Source organism: Rossellomorea orangium, assembly GCF_019334305.1.
Classification (GTDB): Bacteria; Bacillota; Bacilli; order Bacillales; family Bacillaceae_B; genus Rossellomorea.
Genome location: NZ_JAHWGH010000017.1, coordinates 17,016 through 38,345, shown reverse-complemented (window position 1 = coordinate 38,345; position 21,330 = coordinate 17,016). Strand labels below are relative to the sequence as shown.

Annotated in this window: 31 protein-coding genes; 19 read left to right on the top strand and 12 right to left on the bottom strand. The window is 39.9% G+C overall.

Annotation, left to right across the window (positions count from 1 at the left end; genetic code table 11):
* Positions 1 to 279 precede the first annotated feature (279 nt).
* Positions 280 to 408 carry a hypothetical protein gene (locus KYJ26_RS24020; protein ID WP_257475067.1) on the bottom strand — a complete coding sequence of 43 codons (129 nt, stop codon included), beginning with the start codon at positions 406 to 408 and terminating at the stop codon, positions 280 to 282.
* Positions 409 to 478: 70 nt separating this feature from the next.
* On the bottom strand, positions 479 to 949 hold the full coding sequence (locus KYJ26_RS14830; protein ID WP_219168169.1) for an NUDIX domain-containing protein: 471 nt from the start codon (positions 947 to 949) through the stop codon (positions 479 to 481).
* A gap of 147 nt (positions 950 to 1,096) precedes the next feature.
* Between KYJ26_RS14830 and mscL the strand changes: the two genes are divergently transcribed.
* The 4 genes from mscL to KYJ26_RS14810 all read left to right on the top strand — a co-directional run bounded on the left by mscL (position 1,097) and on the right by KYJ26_RS14810 (position 4,155).
* Positions 1,097 to 1,480, top strand: a complete 384-nt coding sequence (mscL, locus tag KYJ26_RS14825) for a large conductance mechanosensitive channel protein MscL (protein ID WP_219168168.1) — start codon at positions 1,097 to 1,099, stop codon at positions 1,478 to 1,480.
* Positions 1,481 to 1,558: 78 nt separating this feature from the next.
* Entirely contained in the window at positions 1,559 to 2,107 is a 549-nt protein-coding gene (locus KYJ26_RS14820) for a DinB family protein (protein ID WP_219168600.1), read from the top strand.
* A 185-nt stretch (positions 2,108 to 2,292) separates the two neighbouring features.
* Positions 2,293 to 2,490, top strand: coding sequence for a cold-shock protein CspD (gene cspD, locus KYJ26_RS14815; RefSeq protein ID WP_032088076.1), 198 nt, complete (start codon positions 2,293 to 2,295; stop codon positions 2,488 to 2,490).
* A 144-nt stretch (positions 2,491 to 2,634) separates the two neighbouring features.
* A complete protein-coding gene (locus KYJ26_RS14810) occupies positions 2,635 to 4,155 on the top strand; it encodes an MDR family MFS transporter (protein ID WP_219168599.1) in 1,521 nt (506 codons plus the stop codon).
* 522 nt (positions 4,156 to 4,677) lie between these two features.
* Here KYJ26_RS14810 and KYJ26_RS24015 read toward each other — a convergent pair.
* Entirely contained in the window at positions 4,678 to 4,800 is a 123-nt protein-coding gene (locus KYJ26_RS24015; protein WP_257475066.1) for a hypothetical protein, read from the bottom strand.
* A 222-nt stretch (positions 4,801 to 5,022) separates the two neighbouring features.
* Here KYJ26_RS24015 and KYJ26_RS14805 point away from each other — a divergent pair, with 222 nt between their 5' ends.
* The 3 genes from KYJ26_RS14805 to KYJ26_RS14795 all read left to right on the top strand — a co-directional run bounded on the left by KYJ26_RS14805 (position 5,023) and on the right by KYJ26_RS14795 (position 7,766).
* A complete protein-coding gene (locus KYJ26_RS14805; protein WP_307513972.1) occupies positions 5,023 to 6,531 on the top strand; it encodes a glycine betaine uptake BCCT transporter in 1,509 nt (502 codons plus the stop codon).
* Between the two features lie 179 nt (positions 6,532 to 6,710).
* Positions 6,711 to 7,415 (top strand): Type 1 glutamine amidotransferase-like domain-containing protein, encoded by a 705-nt coding sequence (locus KYJ26_RS14800; protein WP_219168167.1) that lies wholly within the window; start codon positions 6,711 to 6,713, stop codon positions 7,413 to 7,415.
* Positions 7,416 to 7,493: 78 nt separating this feature from the next.
* Positions 7,494 to 7,766, top strand: coding sequence for a hypothetical protein (locus KYJ26_RS14795; protein WP_219168166.1), 273 nt, complete (start codon positions 7,494 to 7,496; stop codon positions 7,764 to 7,766).
* 100 nt (positions 7,767 to 7,866) lie between these two features.
* Here KYJ26_RS14795 and KYJ26_RS14790 read toward each other — a convergent pair whose 3' ends face one another.
* Complete coding sequence (locus KYJ26_RS14790) at positions 7,867 to 8,958, bottom strand: AI-2E family transporter (RefSeq protein WP_219168165.1); 1,092 nt, start codon at positions 8,956 to 8,958, stop codon at positions 7,867 to 7,869.
* 260 nt (positions 8,959 to 9,218) lie between these two features.
* Between KYJ26_RS14790 and KYJ26_RS14785 the strand changes: the two genes are divergently transcribed.
* From KYJ26_RS14785 to KYJ26_RS14775, 3 genes are read left to right on the top strand one after another with little or no spacing between them, the layout of a single operon-like run.
* The gene (locus tag KYJ26_RS14785) at positions 9,219 to 10,751 is read left to right on the top strand and encodes a spore germination protein (protein WP_219168164.1); all 1,533 of its coding nucleotides are present in this window, start codon (positions 9,219 to 9,221) and stop codon (positions 10,749 to 10,751) included.
* Positions 10,735 to 11,844: a GerAB/ArcD/ProY family transporter gene (locus tag KYJ26_RS14780; protein ID WP_219168163.1), complete on the top strand. Its 1,110-nt coding sequence runs from the start codon at positions 10,735 to 10,737 to the stop codon at positions 11,842 to 11,844. The genes KYJ26_RS14785 and KYJ26_RS14780 overlap by 17 nt, the downstream gene beginning before the upstream one ends.
* A complete protein-coding gene (locus KYJ26_RS14775) occupies positions 11,841 to 12,944 on the top strand; it encodes a Ger(x)C family spore germination protein (protein WP_219168162.1) in 1,104 nt (367 codons plus the stop codon). Before KYJ26_RS14780 ends, KYJ26_RS14775 begins: the two co-directional genes overlap by 4 nt.
* A gap of 47 nt (positions 12,945 to 12,991) precedes the next feature.
* Here the strand turns inward: KYJ26_RS14775 and KYJ26_RS14770 are convergent, their stop codons facing one another.
* Genes KYJ26_RS14770 through KYJ26_RS14760 form a run of 3 tightly spaced genes read right to left on the bottom strand, consistent with a single transcriptional unit; the run spans position 12,992 to position 14,248 of the window.
* Positions 12,992 to 13,306 carry a DMT family transporter gene (locus KYJ26_RS14770; RefSeq protein ID WP_219168161.1) on the bottom strand — a complete coding sequence of 105 codons (315 nt, stop codon included), beginning with the start codon at positions 13,304 to 13,306 and terminating at the stop codon, positions 12,992 to 12,994.
* Positions 13,306 to 13,650 (bottom strand): DMT family transporter, encoded by a 345-nt coding sequence (locus tag KYJ26_RS14765; RefSeq protein WP_219168160.1) that lies wholly within the window; start codon positions 13,648 to 13,650, stop codon positions 13,306 to 13,308. The genes KYJ26_RS14770 and KYJ26_RS14765 overlap by 1 nt, the downstream gene beginning before the upstream one ends.
* Positions 13,651 to 13,654: 4 nt before the next feature.
* Positions 13,655 to 14,248 (bottom strand): TetR/AcrR family transcriptional regulator, encoded by a 594-nt coding sequence (locus tag KYJ26_RS14760; RefSeq protein WP_219168159.1) that lies wholly within the window; start codon positions 14,246 to 14,248, stop codon positions 13,655 to 13,657.
* 157 nt (positions 14,249 to 14,405) lie between these two features.
* Here KYJ26_RS14760 and KYJ26_RS14755 point away from each other — a divergent pair, with 157 nt between their 5' ends.
* From KYJ26_RS14755 to KYJ26_RS14740, 4 genes are all read left to right on the top strand, one after another.
* Positions 14,406 to 14,735: a hypothetical protein gene (locus KYJ26_RS14755; protein WP_219168158.1), complete on the top strand. Its 330-nt coding sequence runs from the start codon at positions 14,406 to 14,408 to the stop codon at positions 14,733 to 14,735.
* A gap of 65 nt (positions 14,736 to 14,800) precedes the next feature.
* Positions 14,801 to 15,166 carry an aminoacyl-tRNA hydrolase gene (locus KYJ26_RS14750; protein ID WP_219168157.1) on the top strand — a complete coding sequence of 122 codons (366 nt, stop codon included), beginning with the start codon at positions 14,801 to 14,803 and terminating at the stop codon, positions 15,164 to 15,166.
* A gap of 23 nt (positions 15,167 to 15,189) precedes the next feature.
* Positions 15,190 to 15,531, top strand: coding sequence for a VOC family protein (locus KYJ26_RS14745; RefSeq protein WP_219168156.1), 342 nt, complete (start codon positions 15,190 to 15,192; stop codon positions 15,529 to 15,531).
* A gap of 88 nt (positions 15,532 to 15,619) precedes the next feature.
* Positions 15,620 to 16,069 carry an NUDIX hydrolase gene (locus tag KYJ26_RS14740; protein WP_307513968.1) on the top strand — a complete coding sequence of 150 codons (450 nt, stop codon included), beginning with the start codon at positions 15,620 to 15,622 and terminating at the stop codon, positions 16,067 to 16,069.
* A gap of 55 nt (positions 16,070 to 16,124) precedes the next feature.
* Here KYJ26_RS14740 and KYJ26_RS14735 read toward each other — a convergent pair whose 3' ends face one another.
* Both KYJ26_RS14735 and KYJ26_RS14730 read right to left on the bottom strand, forming a co-directional pair.
* Positions 16,125 to 16,316: a hypothetical protein gene (locus KYJ26_RS14735; protein ID WP_219168155.1), complete on the bottom strand. Its 192-nt coding sequence runs from the start codon at positions 16,314 to 16,316 to the stop codon at positions 16,125 to 16,127.
* Between the two features lie 449 nt (positions 16,317 to 16,765).
* Positions 16,766 to 16,963, bottom strand: a complete 198-nt coding sequence (locus tag KYJ26_RS14730) for a hypothetical protein (RefSeq protein ID WP_219168154.1) — start codon at positions 16,961 to 16,963, stop codon at positions 16,766 to 16,768.
* 129 nt (positions 16,964 to 17,092) lie between these two features.
* Between KYJ26_RS14730 and KYJ26_RS14725 the strand changes: the two genes are divergently transcribed.
* Entirely contained in the window at positions 17,093 to 17,578 is a 486-nt protein-coding gene (locus KYJ26_RS14725; RefSeq protein ID WP_219168153.1) for a hypothetical protein, read from the top strand.
* Complete coding sequence (locus KYJ26_RS14720; RefSeq protein WP_219168152.1) at positions 17,562 to 18,065, top strand: hypothetical protein; 504 nt, start codon at positions 17,562 to 17,564, stop codon at positions 18,063 to 18,065. Before KYJ26_RS14725 ends, KYJ26_RS14720 begins: the two co-directional genes overlap by 17 nt.
* 44 nt (positions 18,066 to 18,109) lie before the next feature.
* Here the strand turns inward: KYJ26_RS14720 and KYJ26_RS14715 are convergent, their stop codons facing one another.
* The gene (locus KYJ26_RS14715; protein ID WP_219168151.1) at positions 18,110 to 18,964 is read right to left on the bottom strand and encodes an STAS domain-containing protein; all 855 of its coding nucleotides are present in this window, start codon (positions 18,962 to 18,964) and stop codon (positions 18,110 to 18,112) included.
* A gap of 177 nt (positions 18,965 to 19,141) precedes the next feature.
* Between KYJ26_RS14715 and KYJ26_RS14710 the strand changes: the two genes are divergently transcribed.
* The 3 genes from KYJ26_RS14710 (at position 19,142) to KYJ26_RS14700 (ending at position 20,305) form a co-directional block, all read left to right on the top strand.
* Entirely contained in the window at positions 19,142 to 19,720 is a 579-nt protein-coding gene (locus KYJ26_RS14710; protein WP_219168150.1) for a histidine phosphatase family protein, read from the top strand.
* A gap of 94 nt (positions 19,721 to 19,814) precedes the next feature.
* Positions 19,815 to 20,213, top strand: coding sequence for a thiol-disulfide oxidoreductase DCC family protein (locus KYJ26_RS14705; protein ID WP_308807566.1), 399 nt, complete (start codon positions 19,815 to 19,817; stop codon positions 20,211 to 20,213).
* Positions 20,147 to 20,305 (top strand): hypothetical protein, encoded by a 159-nt coding sequence (locus KYJ26_RS14700; protein WP_219168633.1) that lies wholly within the window; start codon positions 20,147 to 20,149, stop codon positions 20,303 to 20,305. Before KYJ26_RS14705 ends, KYJ26_RS14700 begins: the two co-directional genes overlap by 67 nt.
* Before the next feature lie 39 nt (positions 20,306 to 20,344).
* Here the strand turns inward: KYJ26_RS14700 and KYJ26_RS14695 are convergent, their stop codons facing one another.
* Both KYJ26_RS14695 and KYJ26_RS14690 read right to left on the bottom strand, forming a co-directional pair.
* Positions 20,345 to 20,752, bottom strand: a complete 408-nt coding sequence (locus tag KYJ26_RS14695) for a secondary thiamine-phosphate synthase enzyme YjbQ (protein ID WP_219168148.1) — start codon at positions 20,750 to 20,752, stop codon at positions 20,345 to 20,347.
* Between the two features lie 59 nt (positions 20,753 to 20,811).
* Positions 20,812 to 21,330, bottom strand: coding sequence for a 2'-5' RNA ligase family protein (locus KYJ26_RS14690; RefSeq protein ID WP_219168147.1), 519 nt, complete (start codon positions 21,328 to 21,330; stop codon positions 20,812 to 20,814).

The window sequence follows — 21,330 nt, the reverse complement described above, 5'->3', positions numbered from 1 at the left end:
CGAGTGAGACCCCATTTCTAAGTTGCATTACTGAAGTAATGGCCATTAAGATCAGAAGAAAACCGAGAGCATTTGATGAAGCCGTGTTATCCAACCATCGAGGAGTCCTGGGAAGAGATCGATTATCACCTCTCTTAAGGAAAAAATATGGAAGAAGGCTGAATGCCCCCAGTGCGAGTGAGCCAAGAATGAAAGGCCATGCCGGGATATTGTCCCTATCGAAAGGTAGTATTAACGCTGCAAATAACAAGGGAAAGAGACCAAGAAAGGTGAAGACGGTCAAAACGAGTGGATCCACTTCATTGACATTTCCCTGGAGTAGATCGTGTATGATGGGGTCACTTGCAGACCTTTTCCTGGTGCAAGAAACATAGCGTAAAATATAAAGATCAACCAGAGCCAAAACATAATATCCCCCCCTTTGTAGAATTGTAACAAAGGTATCCAAATGAAGGTTGGATCAATGTGTTAGTCGTGATTATTTCTTAACAAGCTCATTTTCTTCAATAAATACTTCCTGCTTCTCTTCTTGAATATACTTCAAGATCCGGTCCTGAATCATGGGGTAAAGCACGATGGAATGAAGTTCAGATAGCGGGACCCATTTGATGCCCGTCTGTGTAGGATCCGGCTGACTTGGTGAAAGGGTGGAATGATAATCTGTCCGGTTACAAGAGAAAAACATGGAAAGGGTGTGGGTCGGTCCATATCTTTGGTCATTCAGATGGGGGGCATATTCGTAGGTGAATGCTAACGTTTCAACCTCTACCTGTGCTCCTGTTTCTTCAAAGGCTTCTCTAACGACAGCCTCTTTAATCGATTCTCCCTCTTCAACTCCTCCTGCGGGAAGGTTATAATGAAGCCCGTTTTCGTCTTGAAACTCAGCCAATAAGATTTTTCCTTCTTCTACAATGACAGCTCCAGCACGAATTCTGATAGGGTATAACATGTCATCTCTCCTTTTCTCTTTGAACATGTGAAAGTCCAGTTTAGCAGAAAGAAAGCTAAACGAACATATAAATTTGTATAATTGTGGCAAACTAATCGGGATAAAGTACTGATTTAACTGTAGAGAAAAGTATAAAGGAGAATGAGCATGTGGCAAGAATTTAAAAAGTTTGCCGTAAAAGGGAATGTCATAGATCTCGCAGTGGCTGTAATCATCGGCGCAGCCTTTGGCAAAATTGTCAAATCACTTGTAGACGATATCGTGATGCCCCTTCTTGGCACCATCCTTGGGGGAATCAGTTTCACGGACCTAAAGGTTACGTTCGGGGACGCAGTGATTACCTATGGGGTCTTTATTCAAAATGTAGTGGATTTCTTTCTGATTGCGTGGGTCATATTCTTTATCGTACGAATATATAAAAGAATGGAGAGAAAAGAAGAGGTAAAAGTAGAGGCCAAGGTCGATCCGAAAGAAGAACTTCTGAGAGAAATACGAGATCTACTAAAGGCAACTGCAAATCAATCGGAATGAATTTGACAAAAATAGAGGGAATATCCATTATTTATCTAATATAGACAAATAAGATCAAAGGGGGATTAAATAGTGGATATGAACTCGTTATATTTAATAAAAGAAAAAGAGGGAATGAAGAAGGATTTTTCCTTGCTTCTATCCATGATGAATTATGCCAGATTCACCTCTATACGTGAAGTCGAAAATCTTTCTGTTGAAATGCTTGATTACCGGTGTCATGATGAAGCAAATTCCATCGGCATGTTGTTGGCTCATTTTGATGCTGTAGAGAAGATCTATCAGGCGCTGACATTTGAAGAATTGACAAATGACGAGGTAGAAGCCTTTGCTGCTGAATTGGAACCTGCACTAAGTTTAGGAAGACAGGCGGCAGTAACGATTAAAGGGAAATCTGTAGAGTATTACCTGGACAATCTTCAACTTACAAGAGAAAAAACAATACAGCAATTTTCGAAATTGGACGAAACATGGTTATATCAAGAAACAGATTGGTGGTATGGACAAAAGGGCAATAACTTCTTTAAATGGTTTCATGTCTTTGAAGATGAAATCAATCACAGAGGCCAAATACGGATGATCAAGAAGTTGTATACTAAAGAACATCATAAGACAATGGCAGAGTAGGTTGATCTGGTCATTTTACAATTAGACCCATTCCCGCCTTGAGTTTTGAGGGAGAGTCTGTTATAGTTAAATTAGTTATTTTTGTTCGGTTAATATACATGATTGAAGAACATTCGTCTTGAATCTTAATCAGAGCAGGAATATAAATATTTTTATGTGCAACTGCACTAGGAGGTACATGTTTTATGTTACAAGGTAAAGTTAAATGGTTTAACGCTGAAAAAGGTTTCGGTTTCATCGAAGTTGAAGGTCAAGACGATGTTTTTGTTCACTTCTCTGCTATCCAAGGTGAAGGATACAAATCATTAGAAGAAGGTCAAGACGTTACATTTGAAATCGTTGAAGGTGCTCGTGGACCACAAGCGGCTAACGTTCAAAAGTAATCCAACCGTATAATTCCAAACAGAGTACGTCAGCTGACGTACTCTGTTTTTTTGTTTCTATAAAGAGGGGTTGTTCGGCTAGACATACAGCTAGAAAGTTCTATAATGGAAAAGAAGTTAACGGATTTTGGAAGGATGATGGTGATGGTTGCGAAAGAAAGTAATATGAAGCTGGCACTTGCCGGTCTATTGTTGGGGATCCTCATGTCTGCCATGGATAACACAATTGTTGCAACGGCCCTGGGCTCCATTGTTTCAGATCTTGGCGGACTTGATAAGTTCGTCTGGGTCACAAGTGCGTATATGGTTGCAGTGATGGCTGGAATGCCGATATTTGGTAAGCTGTCTGATATGTATGGGAGGAAGCGGTTTTACATATTCGGTCTTTCCATTTTCTTGATTGGTTCTGCTCTGTGTGGGATTGCACAGGATATTGTTCAATTAAGTATATTCCGTGCCATTCAAGGAATAGGTGGAGGAGCATTGCTGCCAATAGCCTTTACGATTGTTTTTGATTTATTCCCTCCAGAGAAACGTGGGAAAATGACGGGACTCCTTGGGGCGGTATTTGGTTCTGCTTCGGTATTTGGACCTTTAATCGGTGCTTTTCTAACGGATAACTTCAGTTGGCACTGGATCTTTTATGTCAATGTGCCGATTGGACTCCTTTCCCTCGTTTTTATATCGACTGCTTATAAAGAATCCACCCAAAGATCTGATCAGCGCATTGATTGGGGTGGAGCGATTACGCTAGTGATTGCGGTTGTCAGTCTGATGTTTGCCCTTGAATTTGGAGGAAAGGAATTCTCGTGGTCTTCCTGGCAAATTATCGGATTGTTTGGATCTTTCCTGTTATTCTTTATTAGTTTCTTATTTATAGAAAGAAGAGCAGCAGAACCGATCATTTCATTTTGGATGTTTAAAAGTCCCTTATTTGCGTCTGCACAGGCTTTGGCCTTTCTCTACGGTGCTGCTTTCATCATTCTGACTATCTTGATCCCGATATTTGTTCAAGCTGTGTATGGTGGATCGGCTACAAATGCCGGATTGATATTAACGCCGTTGATGCTGGGGTCAGTAGCAGGAAGTGCTGTGGCTGGCATTCGGATGACCAAAACAAGTTATCGAAGTATTATGTGGATCTCCATTATTTCTTTTATTATCGGTATGGTTTTACTTGCGACGATGGGGCCGGATACGAGTAGATGGCTATTGACCGTATATATGATCATTAGTGGTTTCGGTGTAGGTTTTTCATTTTCATTACTGCCGAATGCGACAATCCATAAGCTTGATCCCCGATTTAGAGGTTCAGCAAACTCGACAAATGCCTTTTTCCGTTCTCTGGGGATGACTCTCGGTATAACAATATTCGGAACATTGCAGACGAAACTATTTTCATCTAAATTGGAAAGCGCCTTTAAAGGACAAGAAGGAGGCGGCAACATTCAGGGTGATCCAAGAAGTATCTTTGAACCTGAAATGAGGGAGAAGATTCCTGATTTCGTGCTGGCTAAGATTACTAATGCTATGTCTGAGTCGATTACAACTACTTTCGCCTACGCATTGATTCCACTGGGGATTGCTCTTGTGTTTGTATATCTTATGGGGAAAAGCAGGTTGGAAGTTTCGGATAATCAACCTTCAATGGATAAAGTGGAATAGATTGAAATAATGAGTATCCCATGACCTGATCAAAGATGCCTGTAACTGGTCTTTGCTGCGTATTCCTGTTATATTCTAATAAACAATCCCTTACATTGGAGTGCTGTAATTTTGTGGGAAAATGCCAAGAAGTTTTTTATTTTTATAGGAGTATTCCTGGGAGTGAGCCTATTATTAAGTGTTATAGCCGGTCTAATCATAACGAACATGTATGATGGTACAGGTTATAAAGGCTCTCCTATGGTCGGAACTTTAATAAATGCGGTCTCGGCGGTGGTTGCCGTAGTGGTTGCCTACAAACCGTTCACCAAAAAGAGCAGTCATACTAAATAATTACATGAAATGGGTTCATCTCCTTTTCATTGAATTCCATGGAAAGAAAACAACCTCCCCGAAGGATTGCGGGGAGGTTGTTCTTGTTCTAGCCTAAAGATTGATTTCCGGTAGGGCTCTTCAAAAAGAAAGAGACCAGTCATTAGACTGATCTCCCATTAAGTATTCAATATTTATTACTATGTTAGATTATTTATTTTGTTGGTTTTGTTGTTTAGAAGCTTTTTTCGCTCTTTCAGCAGCGTTTTGCTCTTGAGCAAATTCTGCTTCATTTTTTTGCTGTTGTGGATTTTTGTTGTTTTTGTTTGTCATGTTTATCACCTCCGTCTACTATAATTTGCCCATTAATTCAAAATTGATACCTCTAAAATAAAATGAACAGGAAACTGTAAATGGATCTCCCCTTTTCAATTACCATTAACTTACTAGTTTAGTCCTATATACCAGAGGGTAAAATAATTTCATGTCTTTATTTTTATTACATATCAAGCTGTACATTATTCATTGACACAATTGTATTGAGGGGGAAGTAAGTTGAAGAATTTTACACCAATGTTTTGGATCGCGATTTCGATCGGCGTGATCTTTGTATTATGGGGAGTCATTTTTCCTCAGGGATTGATCGAAGTTATGACAAATACTCAAGGAGTTCTCCTTGATAAGTTTGGCTGGTTTTATCAGTTCTCAGCCACATTCTTTTTTATCATCGCCATCTTTTTTGCATTAAGTAAATACGGTAAGATCCGTTTAGGGAAAGATACGGACAGGCCGGAATATTCGACGTTAACATGGTTCGCCATGCTGTTTAGTGCAGGAATGGGGATCGGTCTCCTGTTTTATGGGGTATCCGAGCCGGTTTCTCATTATGCCACACCTCCTTATGGTGATGGAGGAACCATTGAATCAGCTAAAATCGGGTTGAGGTATACCTATCTTCACTGGGGATTTCACGCATGGGCCATTTATGCGGTTGTTGCATTGGCATTAGCCTATTATAAGTTCAGAAAGGGCATGCCGGGATTGATGAGTGCTACATTGTATCCGGTCATAGGCAAAAAAGCGAATGGGCCGATAGGATATGTCGTGGATATTATTGCGGTATTTGCAACGATTTTTGGCGTAGCCATTTCGTTAGGTATTGGAGCTCAACAAATTAATAGTGGACTTAATTACTTAATAGGAACCCCGATAAACTTCAATGTTCAATTGATCATCATGGGTATCGCAACGATACTTTACATTACGTCAGCTTCTACAGGATTGTCAAAGGGAATCAAATACCTGAGCAATGCGAATATGATCCTGGCGGTATTGTTATTTATTGTTTTCCTTATCGTTGGACCTTCTCAATTTGTATTGGAACTATTTCTGACTACGTTTGGGAGCTATGTTCAGAATCTTCCCAGTATGGGATTGCGGTTTTCACCCTTCAACATTGAAGATAACCAATGGGTGAAAGACTGGACGATTTTTTACTGGGCATGGTGGATTTCCTGGACACCGTTTGTCGGGACCTTTATAGCGAGGGTGTCAAAGGGTAGGACAGTCCGGGAATTCATCATTGCGGTCATCATCGTACCAACCATCGTATGCTCTCTCTGGTTTGGTGTATTTGGAGGGACAGGATTGTATTATGATCTTGTTCAGGGAATTGATGTAGCCGGTCAAAGTTTGGAGACTTCACTATTTTATGTGTTTGATCAGATGCCATTAAGTGGAGTTCTGTCGGTTATTTCGCTTTTCCTCATCATTACATTCTTTGTCACATCTGCAGATTCTGCAACATTTGTATTGGGGATGCAAACCTCAAATGGAAGTTTAAATCCTCCATTCTTTGTGAAATTCAGCTGGGGTCTAGTCTTGGCTGCCATTGCTGCGATCTTGATGGGTTCAGGTGGGATCAGTGGATTACAGGCAGCCACTATCATAACGGCTTTGCCATTAGGAGTGATATTACTCTTCATGACATATGGCCTGATTCTTTCCTTTCAAAAGGAAACCAGTAAGAGAAAAAGAAAAACAGAAGCAGGTACAGATAATTAGTTATTTGAACTGAATAGTAAATAGAGGTTGTCTCAAGAAATCATGAAAAATGACTCTTGATGACAGCCTATTTTTTTATTTTAAGGATGTAAGTCAAAATTCTATAACCCGAACACAAGTTAATTTGATAGGATAGAGGTACTTATCATTTTATTCCATAAAAGGAAGTGGGTATTTTCATGAAACAAATCATTGCAATGGGTGGAGGAGGTTTCTCCATGGAGCCCGAAAACTTATTATTGGATCAGTACATACTCCAGCAGGCAAAAGCCTCAGAACCAAAGATATGTTTTCTTCCGACAGCCAGTGGAGATGCCGACAGTTATATTGAACGGTTCTACCATTCATTTAAATCCCTATCCTGTGAGCCTTCACATCTTTCTTTATTCAAGCCCTCCACAAGGGATTTAGAAGGATTTCTATTAGATAAGGATATTATTTATGTAGGAGGGGGCAATACAAAATGCATGCTGGCACTATGGCGAGAGTGGGGGATCGATTCCATATTAAGAAAGGCATGGGAGTGCGGGATCATCCTTTCAGGATTAAGTGCAGGTTCTATATGCTGGTTTGAAGAAGGTACGACCGATTCATACGGTGATGAATTAGAAGGAATTAAAGGATTGGGTTTGTTGAAAGGCAGTCACTCCCCCCATTATGATGGAGAAGAGAACCGACGCCCCCTCTATCATTCTTTTATTAAGAGTGGTGAATTGAAGGTTGGCTATGCAGCAGATGATGGGGCAGCCCTGCATTTTATTGATGGTGAACTACACAATGTAGTGAGTTCCAGGGAGCATGCTTCCGCATACTGGGTTGAAAGACAAGATGGTGCGATCCGGGAAACCAAACTAACGACAAATTATTTAAAACATAGCACGTGATTGTCGGCTGGTTCGAATACTTTGGTCTCCTCTTACATAGGGATAGTGATGAGTCTTTATCTAAGGAGGAGAATCAGCATGACTGAGGATAAACGAAATACTCCGGGTGAATTAGTCAAGAATACATCCAAGCAGGCCAGTGAACTGTTGAACAAAACGGCAGACACTGCAAATGACATGATTAAAAGTGTGAGCGGTAAAGGTGGATTGGTAGGGAAGGTTTCTGATACCTCGGCAGACTTTGTGAAAAATGTAGGCAATACCGGTAATAAAATGGTTGGAAAGACCGTCGATACGGCCGGCAAAGCAGTCAAAGGGGCATCGGATAAATTATTTAAAAAGAAAAGATGAAAAGAGAAGCAAATTCCCATGTCGGGGGTTTGCTTTTTTTTGTTTATAGGCAAAAGATCTCAACATTAAAACAACCGGGCAAGCCCGGCTGTCTCCGTGATCATTCCTGTATGGTTGATCTTCGCAGTTTAATGAACTTCACTGTATTCAATACTATGGTTTTCGTCACGGCGTAAGTTGGTACAGCTAAGATCATTCCGAGTATCCCTGCCAAATTCCCAGCAACAAGTAATAAAATGATGATGGTCGCCGGGTGGGTATCCAGTCGTTTACCCAGAATGAGGGGTGAAAGGAGATTCCCTTCAATTTGTTGAGCGATCGTGACAACGACCACCACCAGGATCGCTTTCGTCGGTGAATCAAATAATGCCACGATGATGGCAGGTGCTGCACCGATGAAAGGACCAATAAACGGTATGATATTCGTGACCGCTCCGATCAGTGCCATAACTAATGCATATGGCAAACCAATGATTAAATAACCGATAAAAGTCAGGGTCCCTACAAATGAAGCGACGGTCAGCTGTCCCTGTATGTAAGCAGCAAGTGTTTCACTTGTATCCTTTAATGTGTTGACTCCTTCCTCGCGGTAAGCTGGAGGCAGGAACTTCGAAATCGCTCTCGGAAATTTATGCCCATCTTTGAACATGAAGAACAATAGGAAAGGAACGGTTACAATAAGGATTGTAATACTGGTTAAGACACTCAACAAACCTTTTAATGCTGTTGTGATATTATCGGGCAATGTATTGGCGAAATCCACCAGCTGATTCTCAATATCCTTCAGTGACACATAATCCTGATTCATCATCCATTTAAATTGTTCTGTCTCAGACAAATACTCAATGAAATTCCTCGTTTGACGAGCATACTCCGGCAGTGCATTGAATAATGCCGTCACCTGGCGTGTAATGACAGGGGCGATATTTCCTATGATCAGAACCATAGCACCGATAATCGCCGCATATAAGACGATGATCGCAACTGTTCTCGGCAATCTTGCTTTAACAAGAAGATTGACCAACGGGTTTAATAAAAAATATAGAAACCCTGAAATAATGATCGGGAAGAATAAAGTTGAAGCAAATACAACGATTGGTTCAAATAGAAAGGAAATTTTAGTTGAAACATAAATGATGGTAAGAATAATAAGGATTTGTAAACTCCATGAATACATTTTTTTCTTGGTCAATCTATTCACCTCTACCTATCGACTAGTTTATCTGATTAAGTATATCAAAAACTGGCAGGTACACCCTACTAATATCTGATGGAAAGAGAGAATTTTTTGAATGGGATCACTAAAACTGAGGATGACACCTCATCCAAGCAAAACGCATCTAATCAATTGAAGGTCGTACCTTAACTTGAAATGCCCATTGATGCCTTTGAATAGCACGGCATATTGTGGACACCCTACATGGTAATAAACTCTTTCAGTAGGTGTTAAACATGGGAAGGTCATTCAAGACAAGGACCACACGAAAATTAATCAATCCGGCTCAAGAGGATAAAGAAGTGAGCGTATCTTCCCCTTCTAATTTAGAGGAGAGAGTAACGTTTATTCGAGATGGCCTTTATTTAACAGATGACCTTTCCATTAGGAATCTGATCTTCAATGATAGCAGGATCAAGCTGATTTTCATTGATTCAATAGTAGATGTTAAGAGTGTTCAAATGAATGTCATCAAGCCAATGCAGGAAACCCCTTTTGGGAACATACGTCATATCGTGAATGGTGCAACCATCATTGAGACGGTCGACCTCCAGAAAGCTCTTGATGGACTGGTGGATGGCTCATGCCTATTGATACAAGAGGACGAAGAATGCATGCTGTTGATCCCCTCTCCGAAAGATCAGTCGGCACATCGGATTGAACCTACCAATGAAAAGGTCGTCAGGGGTTCCCATCAAGGGTTTAGTGAGAATGTCTCAGAGAATGTCCAATTCATAAGAGAGAGAATCATAAATAAAAATGTGACGGTGAAATATTCCCACGTGGGAGAGACAACAAAAACGAAGTATGCTCTGGTCAGCATATCCACATTGACCAATCCTGACTTAGTGAAGACAATCGAAAGAAGGATCTCAACAATTGAGGCAGACTCCATCCAATCTCCGGGGTATTTTGAAGAATTTCTCGAAGATAATTCATTTTCCCCTTTTCCGCAGTTTCTAAATACGGAGAGACCGGATAGGGTGGTGGCCAATCTGATGGAGGGCAGGATGGTCCTTCTGATGGAAGGGAGTCCGACTGCCTTGATTTTTCCTGTTTCATTTTTCAGTTTTTTTCAAACGGCAGAGGATTATAACACACGTTCATTTATTGCTTCTTTCTTACGGCTGATCCGATTGATAAGTTTTATAACCACGTTGTGTCTTCCTGCATTTTACATCGCGGTTATTTCTTATAACTATGAAGTCATTCCGGTCGAGATTATCTTTTCTATCAAAAGTTCATTAGAGTATCTGCCCTTTCCGCCTCTTATCGAAGCGGCCATTATGCAATTCACCTTGGAATTATTACGTGAAGCTGCCATACGGTTGCCAAATCCTGTTGCTCAAACCATCGGTGTGGTGGGGGGGCTCGTCATCGGGACAGCTGTGGTAGAGGCCAACTTTGTTTCCAATACAATGGTTATTGTGGTTGCTATTACGGCGATTTCATCATTCGTCATTCCTTCCAATGAATTGAGTACTTCACTACGGATATTGGGGTTTCCACTGATGCTATTAGCGTCGATATTCGGTTTTTTTGGAATTGTCATCGGTCTGATGTTCACATTTATACATATGGCAAAACTGAAGTCCCTTGGTCACTATTACTTATATCCTCTGGTGCCTCTTGATTTAAAGGCATGGAAAGATACATTTATGAGAGTTCCGATATGGTTAATGAAAGAGCGGCCAAGAGATTTAAAGTCGATATATAAATGGAAAACGACGGATCCAAGAAGGTGGAAAAAGAATGAACAATCAGACTAAGCTGAGTGGTGTGCAACTCACATTCTTTATTCTTCAGACTCAAATAGGAGTAGGAATATTAGGACTCCCGTTTAATGTCTATCTGAAGTCAAAGCAGGATGCTTGGATCTCTGTGATTTTAGCCGGCCTCCTGGTACAGGGGGTCATCTTCCTTCTATGGTTACTAGGCAGAAGATTTCCTTCAAAATCCATATTTGAATATTCGAAGATCTTACTTGGAAGGGGTATTGGGACACTTCTGAATTGTGGCTACATCCTTTACGGCATATTAGTCACTGCGTTGGTGTTAATGTACTCAACGAAAATCATTAAAATGTGGGTGTTAATTTTTACTCCTAAATGGATCATAATGGTCCTTTTAGTCGCCACGGCCATATATTTGGCGAAAGAAGATGTCGTTGGGATAAGCAATGTCTATGTCGTTGTATCAAGCCTCATCCTCTTTCTGCTTGTCATATCCATCATTGTTCTGGTGACGTATCCAGTTGATTTCAGATATTTGTTTCCCATGGCTCATTCAGGAGGTTTAAATTGGTTGAAGGGGGCGAATGAAGCGTACTTTTCCATGCTTGGATTTGAATTATTGCTCATTTTATATCCCCACTTTCAGCAGATCGGGTCTGCATCAATCTTAAAGTCTGTCACGGTTGCCAATATAAGCGTGACCACCATTTATTGCTTTATGACGATCGTAAGTATTGTGACATTCAGTCCCGCTGAAATTGCAATTGTTCCACAACCCGTTTTATATTTCGTGAAGTCACTGTATTTGAAAATCATCGAACGGATCGACCTTGTTTTTGTATCCCTGTGGATTGTCAACGTCATCACATCCCTGACAAGCTACTTGTTTTTTTCAACGGAAGGGACATCATTCTTTATCAGGAAGCTCAAAAAAATCAAACGCACCTTTCTACCCGTCCTATTTGGCATTATTGGGCTAATCATTGCTTTATTGGTGAAAAACGAACAAATGGAAGTGTACAATAAGGCAATTATCTTTATGAGTTATATTTTTGTCATCTTGATTCCTTTCTTGCTGCTTTGTATATCCTTTTTGTTCAAAAAAATGGAATGGGAGAAGAATTCATGAATAAGAAAAAAATTCTAATCCTACTTATCATAAGTTCCTTTACCCTTTCAGGATGTTGGGATGAGAGGCTGTTGAAAAATGGGAGGCTTGTATTTTCATCTGCCTTCGATTTAACCCCGGACGGAAATATACATGCCACCGCCATCATTCGGGACTTTAAAGAAGGAACTCCAACCAATACAGAGGTAGAGGCAGATGCCAATACGATCCGCGAAGTCAGAATGCATATGGACCGCAAGATATCAGGCAATTTCGAACCGTCAAAAAACCGTATCTTCATATTGGGTGAAGATTTGGCGAGGAAGGATGTATACGATTTCCTTGATATTTTCTATCGTGATCCAAATAGCTCCATTTCCTCCAAGTTAGCGGTTGCAGAAGGAGAGGCTGGGGATATTCTCAGGACCATCGAACAGAAAAATGTCCTCATATCAGAGTATCTTATTGAATCCATCACTTCTGGAGAGTCTTTCACAGGGGTACCGAAAGTGAATCTTCAATCTGTTTGTACTGTCATGTTTGATGAAGGAAAAGATTTCTTCGTACCCTTCTTTAGGATAAAAGATGAAGAAGTTATCATGGACGGCACTGCGCTATTCCATAAACGGGCGATGTCTGGTACCCTTTCTATTCCTGAATCGACCCTTATGCTCGTGTTAATGAATGAAAAAGCGAAAATTGCAAGGGTCGTCACCAAAGTGGATAAAGAAAAGAAAGTGAATATAGAAAATTATATTACGTATAATTTGGTGGACCCAAAGACGAAAATGAAATTAATATCAACCACTCCAGGAAATATACAAGTAGAATTATCATTGACGACAGGGGTTTCTATTGTGGAGTTCCCCCAAGATGAATTGGCGGATAAAGCAAAGGTTAAGGAGTTGGAAAAGAAAATAACAGAGCATTTGGAGAAAGAAACGAAAGAGGTCATCAAGAAGATCCAAGTGGCGAACTCAGATTTATTGGGAATAGGGAGAGAATTAATCGCATTTCACCATAAGGATTGGGAACAGTTGGACTGGGAGAAGGAATACCCGACCATCATTATAAAACCTACTATTCAATTGAAAATTGTCGGGAACGGGATCATCAATTAACATATAGAAAAAGATCTTGCCCATATGGGGGACAAGATCTTTTCTTTTTAAGATATGAACTTCAAACCAATGATACTTCCTACTATACAGCATATAAACATCATTCGTTTGAGATCTTTTTTTTCATTGAAAAACATCATCCCCATGATCACGGCCCCTGCCGAACCAATTCCAGTCCAAATCCCATACCCCGTACTTACAGGGATATCAAGAAGGGATAGCGATAATAAATAAAAGCTCATTGCACCGGCTACAAAGCTGATCAGGGATGGAAAAAGCTTTCTGTACCCTTCCGAAAGCTTCATGAACGATACCATGATCACTTCAGAAAACCCTGCAAAGAGGAGAAATATCCACGCCATCAGAGTTCACCCCCTGCTTCTTTTTCTTCCTTATCACTCATCTTCAATCCAATGACTCCGAAAATGAGTAAACAGATGAATACTATCTTTAGAAAGCTTATCCCTTCGTTTAAGAAGAACATTCCGATCAAAGCCGTCCCCGCTGCACCAATGCCCGTGAAGACGGCATAAGCCGTCCCTATGGGTAGTAATCTCATTGAATTGGAGAAAAAGTAGAAACTCACCAATATGAGAAATGCCGTAATAATACTTGGCACCGGTTTTGTAAACCCTTCAGATAGGGAAAGTCCGGTTGCCCACCCAATTTCGAGAATACCTCCTATAATGACATAAAGCCAACCCATGATGCTACACTCCTTTGTCACTTACTATTCCACGTTCATATACTTTCCAGGCTGATTCAATCCTTTGCTGGAAGATTTCCTGCGTGTAATAATGATGCTCTAAGAAAACCCCGTCAACCAAGCATAAAAACGATGCCACAAATTCATCTGCAGTGATTCCTTGAAACCGTTTTTGGCTTATCCCTTTCTCGTATATAGTCACCAGAATAGCAGAGGTCACTTCTTCAAAATGGATAAAATGTTCCTGAATTAAATCTCTAAATGGCTCTGGGGGAAAAAATGTGACCCTTTTCCATAGTAGAGATTCTTTTGTTGTCATCAATCGCCGACAAAAGAGGTCAAAGAGAGTCCTGATATTCTCAACGGGTTCCGAGGGATTCATTTCCTCCTGAGCCATTCTGTATGCCGTCACTTCAGAAACAATCAGATCTTTCAATACTTCCACAAATAAATCCTCTTTACTGGTGAAATGATTATAGATGGAAGGTTTTTTTATTCCTACTTCCCGTGCGATCTCTGCTAATGAGGTATCTTCATAGCCTTTTTGTCCAAATAAGTCCAGTGCAACGGTCTTAATCAATTGCTTATTATCATTCAAGAAGAATCATCCCCTCTAAACTAACTAACGGTCGTTAGTTGATTATAAATCCCTTTTCAATTAAATGCAAGGGTAGTCAATCGTTACGCAGTCGAATGTTTTAATATTTTCTGACATATAATCCTTTATTGTTTATTAACAAGAGAAGGGGAACTATATGAAAGCCTTTTGGATGAAAGTGATTGTTCTGGGATTATTGGTCTTACTGCTGATGTGTTTGCTGATCGTGCAATTCGTAAACAGAGATAAAGAAGATTGGGTGGTGATTGAGGAAAAATACTTTCCTGAAGGTGTAGGAGAGGGGCTGGTGGGAATAAAATCTGGGAAGAGGCTGGATATGAATGACAGTAATTCCTCTTGTGCCATGAAATTTGATAATGGTCGTACCTATAAATTGAATTGTGAAGAATATCTGGACTTTACTGTCGGGGAAGAAGTGAAAATTGTCACAATTGAAAAGAATACGGTGAAACTTAGAAGGAAGTAAAACGAGTATGTGGTAGGATGATATCATGGTACTCCAATAAAATGATGATAGGGATGATAAAACGGATGACAAGAAGGGATCTCGTACAATATTTTATCGTAAACAAGGATCTACAGATGTCTAAAGGAAAGACAGCCGCACAAGTGGCACATGCTGCAACCTTGAGTACCCTGACGATGATGTCGGAGGATTCACCATTCAAAAACAGGCAGGCGGACTTTATCGAATGGGTACAAACGGGAATGAAGAAAGTGGTCCTGAAGGGCAAATACACAGAATTGGAAAAGCTGGAGAAGAAAGGATATTTCAGTATTCATGACAGTGGCTTAACGGAGATAGTAAAGGGGTCTTTAACCGTGACTGCACTTCCCCCTATGGAAAAATTTGAGGCGAAGGAAATTGTCGGTCATTTAAGTCTATTGAAAGATTAAACCTAGGGAAGGTGGAAATACCATTGTTTTCAAAAATTGATACGGTACATACTCAAGTAGCAGATTTAAAGAGTGCTCAAGCATGGTATGAAGAGGTATTGGAGTTAGAACGAGCCTTCGATTCAGGTAATTATCTTGTTTATAAAGTTGGGGTAGGGGAGTCCACTCTCACCATTCAACAAGGCGAGGTCCGTCCCTCATCCATTAAACCCATTTTATTTTCAGATGCACTGGAGGAGACCAGATTGAAGCTCATGGAGAAAGGTGTCAAGGTAGGGACCATTAAGGTAGATGAAGGGGTAACCTATTTTCAATTTTATGACCCCGATGGGAATTGTTTTGAGGTGTGTCAGTATTTGCCGTAAAAAAACTTCTGCATTATCTGAGAGGAGATGAATGTAGCTGGGATACATAGAAGAAATTAGAGAATTAGTTGGGAATCGTCCACTGATCTTGGTTGGGGCGGTAGTTATTATAGTAAATGAGCGAAATGAAGTACTTCTACAGGAAAGGCGATTTCCGAGTGGAACCTGGGGCCTCCCGGGTGGTTTGATGGAGCTTGCGGAATCAACAGAAGAGACAGCAAGAAGAGAAGTGGAAGAAGAGACGGGTCTCCATTTGGGAGAACTTCATTTATTAAATGTATACTCAGGTGCTGATCAATTCATTAAAGCGGCAAATGGGGATGAATTTTACGTTGTGACTACGGCCTATTTTACTCAAGAGTTTCACGGACAAATGAGGGCGGATCCATCTGAATCCATTCAGTTAAAGTTCTATCCGTTTGATGGATTGCCACAATCCATGGTAAGCAGTCATCTACACATTTTCAATGAATATACAAAGGCAAAGGCATCACCTCGGTGTAAGAGAATGAACACAGAATTAAGGCGTTACCCTTGAACAAAAAACAGCTGATCGGATTAAGTTCTGATCAGCTGTTTTATAGATAAGCGTTTTATTGTAAAGTATCTAGATACGCATAATATGCGGCTAGTTTTTCGTTGTTGTTAGCAGCTTTACCGTTTCCTTTTAATGATTTACCTACCGCAAAGTATTCTTTATGGACCGGTAAGACATGAACAGTAACAGCTGGTCGCCATCTATGCCTGATATCCTTAGGAACGTGAAGCATGGAAAATCGTTTCATTGTTATGCCTCCTTAAAGGAGAGAGCCATTCTACCCATCTATTACTATTTAAGTAGAATCAATTGTTGTTTAACGATAACATAACGTGACATTTGATTCAACTTTCCGATTATTATAGACAATTAAACATGAAAAATTCAAAAATACCCCCAAAAATGAGATGTTTCCATCGTATCCTATAGGGAAGATGATAAATCATCCGTTCATCACATTCTGACATTCACAACTTGGGAGGTATTATAAGTATGAATATTGATGAAGTACTAGACGATACCGTAGAACTTGGACAAAAGGAATTAAAGCGCCCGATCTTTCGCGTTGATATTGATCAACTATTGGAATCAACAAGTAATCTTTGATAGGAACTCTATATAGATATGAAAAAGGCAAGCCCCTTCAAGAGGGGCTTGCCTTTTTTATGTCTCATTTACATTCTCACACCTATTGTTTCAGTCATGCCTTTTATGTTTGTTCAGTAATTCTTTCAACAGATTGATGATGGTTGCTCTTTCACCCTTATCGAAAGATCGGGTCCAGCCTGATATAAGGGTTTCCTCTTCGGTTGAAAGGTCACGCTGCAAGCCATCTACAAATATTTCTTTGATTTCATCCTTTGCATACTTAGGATTTACAGATTCATGTCTCATCGCTCTACCTCCTCGATTCTTGTTCCTTATTTTCCCTCTGTTAACGAAATCAAACCTCTTGGTGCTTTCTAAATGTTATGTATTGGGTGGATTAAGGGAACAATGATGAAAAAAGTATAGGAGGTTCCTATGTCACTTCCTTTTTTTATTACGATATTAATCATCTTGATTTACATTGTCTTATTCATGAAGAAGAAACTTTCATTTACAGCTAATACGATTCACTTTATGGTGTTATCCATCATTTCAACGAATTATATTACGATTCTGACGAATAAATTGGAATGGATGAAGGCTTCAGAAGACATCACGTCATTTATCAGCTTACTTATTAACAGGGAGTGTATCTTACCATTGGTAGGAGTCATAATGGTGAACGGCTATTTGAATTATAGAAGAACAAGAGATAAAATGGTTTGTTTTGTTTGTCTCTTATTTTTCATCAGCGTATTGGATGTTCTACATGTCCATTTTCATTCTCTTTCCTACCCTGAATGGAGTTTATTAAATACTGTGGTTGTTAATGGTGTATATCTACTGTTCTGTATATGGTTTGGGAAAGGACTTTATTACTTTCAGAAGAAGGAGGAGGGAAGCAATGGACAGAATCTATGAAAGGTCATTCGATTGGAATGAATGGTTTATCATAATAAGCCTGATCGTCCTCCTCCTGCTGATATGGGTAACTCCGAAGATTTTTTCATTTCTCGAGGGATTGAATTACTTTGTCTACGGAATATCAATCGGTATGTTTTATGATCACACCATTAGTATCCCACCTTGGGACTTTTATGATGTGAATGACAGTTCCGCTTATCAGGGAATCGATTTCATCAGTTATATTATGTATGGTCCTTACAGTTATTTTTTTATTTATATATATAAGAAGTTGAAGATAAATGGAATCATGAATCTTGCCTACATATTGATTTGGACCGCTTTCTCTCTATTGATGGAGTGGTTTACGGTGAAAATCGGAATCTTCCACTTCGACAAGGGATACAAGATGTATTGGTCCATACCGATTTATATGGCTGTTCAAAGTATACAGATCCTGCTTCATCATAAGGTAAAACAAGATCATAAAATCTCTTCTTTATAGAAGAAAGACCATAAACCGCCTTTTCCGGTTTATGGTCTCTTTAATTAAACAGGGAGTACCACTTCATATTGGTTGAATCCGATGTCTTCAAGGGCTTTTTTCAGGCTGGCGCTTGTTTTCAGGTCTTCGAAAGTAATGCCGAGATTTCCCAATGTATGAGCCACTTCAGGCCGGATTCCCGTCAAGACAGATTGCACACCCATCATCTTTAGGGCATTTATGATTTGATAGATATTATGGGAAACCATGGTGTCCATGATGGCAACACCGGAAATATCAATAAATAAATACTTTAATTGTAATTCAGAGCTTTTCTTTAAAGCTGTTTCCATGACCGAACTTGCTCTGTGGGTATCGATTTCTCCAATAAGCGGGAGAATGGCTACTTTATCTGCAATCGGAACAATCGGTGCCGAAAGTTCATCCATTGCAGTATGGATTAAGGCAAGCTGATCCTTTTGTTGTGTACGGAACACTTCGTTTAATAGATATACGATTTCATCAAGGATTGGATTGATTTCTGAGTTTACCTGAAGCATGAAGGAGGCAGAAATTCGTTGATCACGTAACTGTTCAGAGAAAATGTCCCAAATGGCGGTTCGGAATGCTGATAATGTTTTAAGAGATTCATTGAGTGGGATGCCTTTCTCAAGAGCAACTTTTCCTACCCTTCCTGTCCACTCCGTTACTTTATCAAGGGATACTGCTTTATCTTCAAACAAGGATTGACCTAGCATTTCAATTAATTGCATACGCCATTCTGTGATTTGTTCCATTTTTACACCCGATAACTTAAGCTGATCAGAATATCGTTGTTCCTGATAGTGAATGACCCCTTGAGCGATTTCGGATTTATGGGATATTATTTCTTGCCCCATATAGAATAATTCGTCTCTCATTTCTTAAGCCAACTCCTTATACTGCTTATGGATTTGAAAATTTCGAAATAATCTCTATTAATGGTAATATAGTATATCATAAAAGCTAGTAAAATTATACTCACCCAAAAGTATCGATCTTCCTTTGGAGGGTTTTGGCTATTTTTTCAATATAATGAAACAGCAGGAGGAGAATGTATGACGCATATATGTTTTGTCCGTCACGGTCAAACAGATTGGAACCTTTGTGGAAAGTTACAAGGTCAAACCGACATTCCATTAAATGAAACTGGAAAACGGCAAGCGGAAGAGTGCAGGGATGCTTTGAAAAACCATCGATGGGATGTACTGATCTCCACTTCTTTACAGAGGGCAAAGAAAACGGCGGAAATCATTAATGGGGACCTGAATCTGGATATGATAGAAATGGATCATTTCAAGGAACGTTTTTTTGGTGAAGGGGAAGGAATGCTGCGTGAAGAAAGGGAAAAGCACTATCCGGCCTTTACGTTCCCAAATATGGAATCCTATGAAGAACTGGTAGCCAGGGTCCAAACTGGATTAAGAAATATCCATGCTCTTTATCCTGATCGAAAGGTATTGGTCGTTGCCCATGGAGCCGTCATCAATGCTTTAATAAGGGAATATCATGAAGGTATTTCAGGACTTCAACATGTGAAATTACAGAACGGATGTTTTACTGACATTCAGTTTAAGGATGGCAAGTGGTTCATCCGTTCCTATAATCAGATTGGTCATTTATCAGAAATGGTGTAAGGAATTGTATCAGTTAGGATATGAACAATTTCCTTTATGGTTCTGATTGACTGTATTATAGTGAAGGTGCATGGTATCTGTTTAAGGCGAAGGTGTGATAGATGTGAAAATCATTTTGTTTGATGGTATTTGTAATTTTTGCAATAGTAGCGTCCGCTTCATCATTGAGCGGGATCCAAGGGGAAGTTTTCGATTTGCTTCGCTGCAAAGCAAGATTGGACAGGAATTATTACGAAAACACAATATCCCTGAAACGACTGACAGTTTTGTACTGATTGATGATCATCAAGCCTTCATTGAATCGACAGCAGCCTTAATGGTTTGTTCAAAGCTAGTATGGCCCTGGAAGATTTTCAGTGTATTCCTCCTCATTCCAAAACCCTTGAGAGACAGCATATATAGAATGGTCGCCAGGAATAGATATAAATGGTTTGGAAAAAAGGAATCGTGTATGCTGCCTTCGGGAAACATTCGGGATCGGTTTTTAGAATAAGGATATTGCAGTGTGAAGTACCTGGTTGTGAAAATGAATCGAGGGGGACGGATGTTGAAGATACTTATTACTTCAACATCCGTGATGATTAATAAATCAAGGTTGATGGTTTCCAATTCGATCTAAAAGGCTTATTCTGAAGGAATGACTTTAACGGACACTTTTCTTCGAGAACGGGGTCCGTCGAATTCACATAGGTAAACACCTTGCCATGTCCCAAGCAAAAGTTCCCCTTCCGTAACGATGATCATCTGAGAATGGCCAACTGTACTCGTTTTCAAATGGGCCGCTGTATTTCCTTCACCATGGAGATCTGAGACGTGATGCCAAGGGTACACTTCGTCTAATCGGCGGAGGAAGTCGGTTTTTACATCCGGGTCGGCATTTTCATTGACCGTAATCCCTGCAGTTGTGTGCAGGGATTGAACGATTGCAAAACCTTCTCTCACATTTGAAAGATTGATGATATCCTGCACATAGTCAGTAATTTCGATCATTTCGTCACGTTTCTTTGTATCGATGGTGAGTGTTTTTATCATATATATACCTGCCTCTTTCTTGTGTGATCTATTCGTTTCCATTCCACTGAAAGCCGAGATTAAAACCTGTTATCGTCAAGTCGTATCCTCCCGATGACCTGGGAATGATCATCTTCACCTATTTCCTCTATGACGACTTCTCTTACAACCGTATGGAAGTTCTCTTCCCAATCCTTGTATTTCTCGACGGCCAGGGTGCACTCCTCCTGATATTTTATCCGTCCAAGAGTAATATGGGGAGTGTATGTAATGTGATGATTCCGAAAAGGTGCCAGGATTCCTTTGTACAATTCATCGTGTAAATGGATAATAGCATCGTTACCTTGTTTAACATTTAAGAATAGATATTTCCCTCCTGAGCCAGTCACTCCATTCATGGTAAGGTTGAAAGGGGCAACAGCATTTGCCAGCGATTGAACATGGGCGAATAATTCGTTTTGGGGAATGCGGGATTCAAAAGGGAAAACAAGGGTGATGTGAGGAGGAATCTTATCAAAAAGCGGATCGTAAATATATCTGATATCCTGAATTTTTTCTGATTTATGAAAGGATGGAAAGATATGAATGGCCCTTTTCAA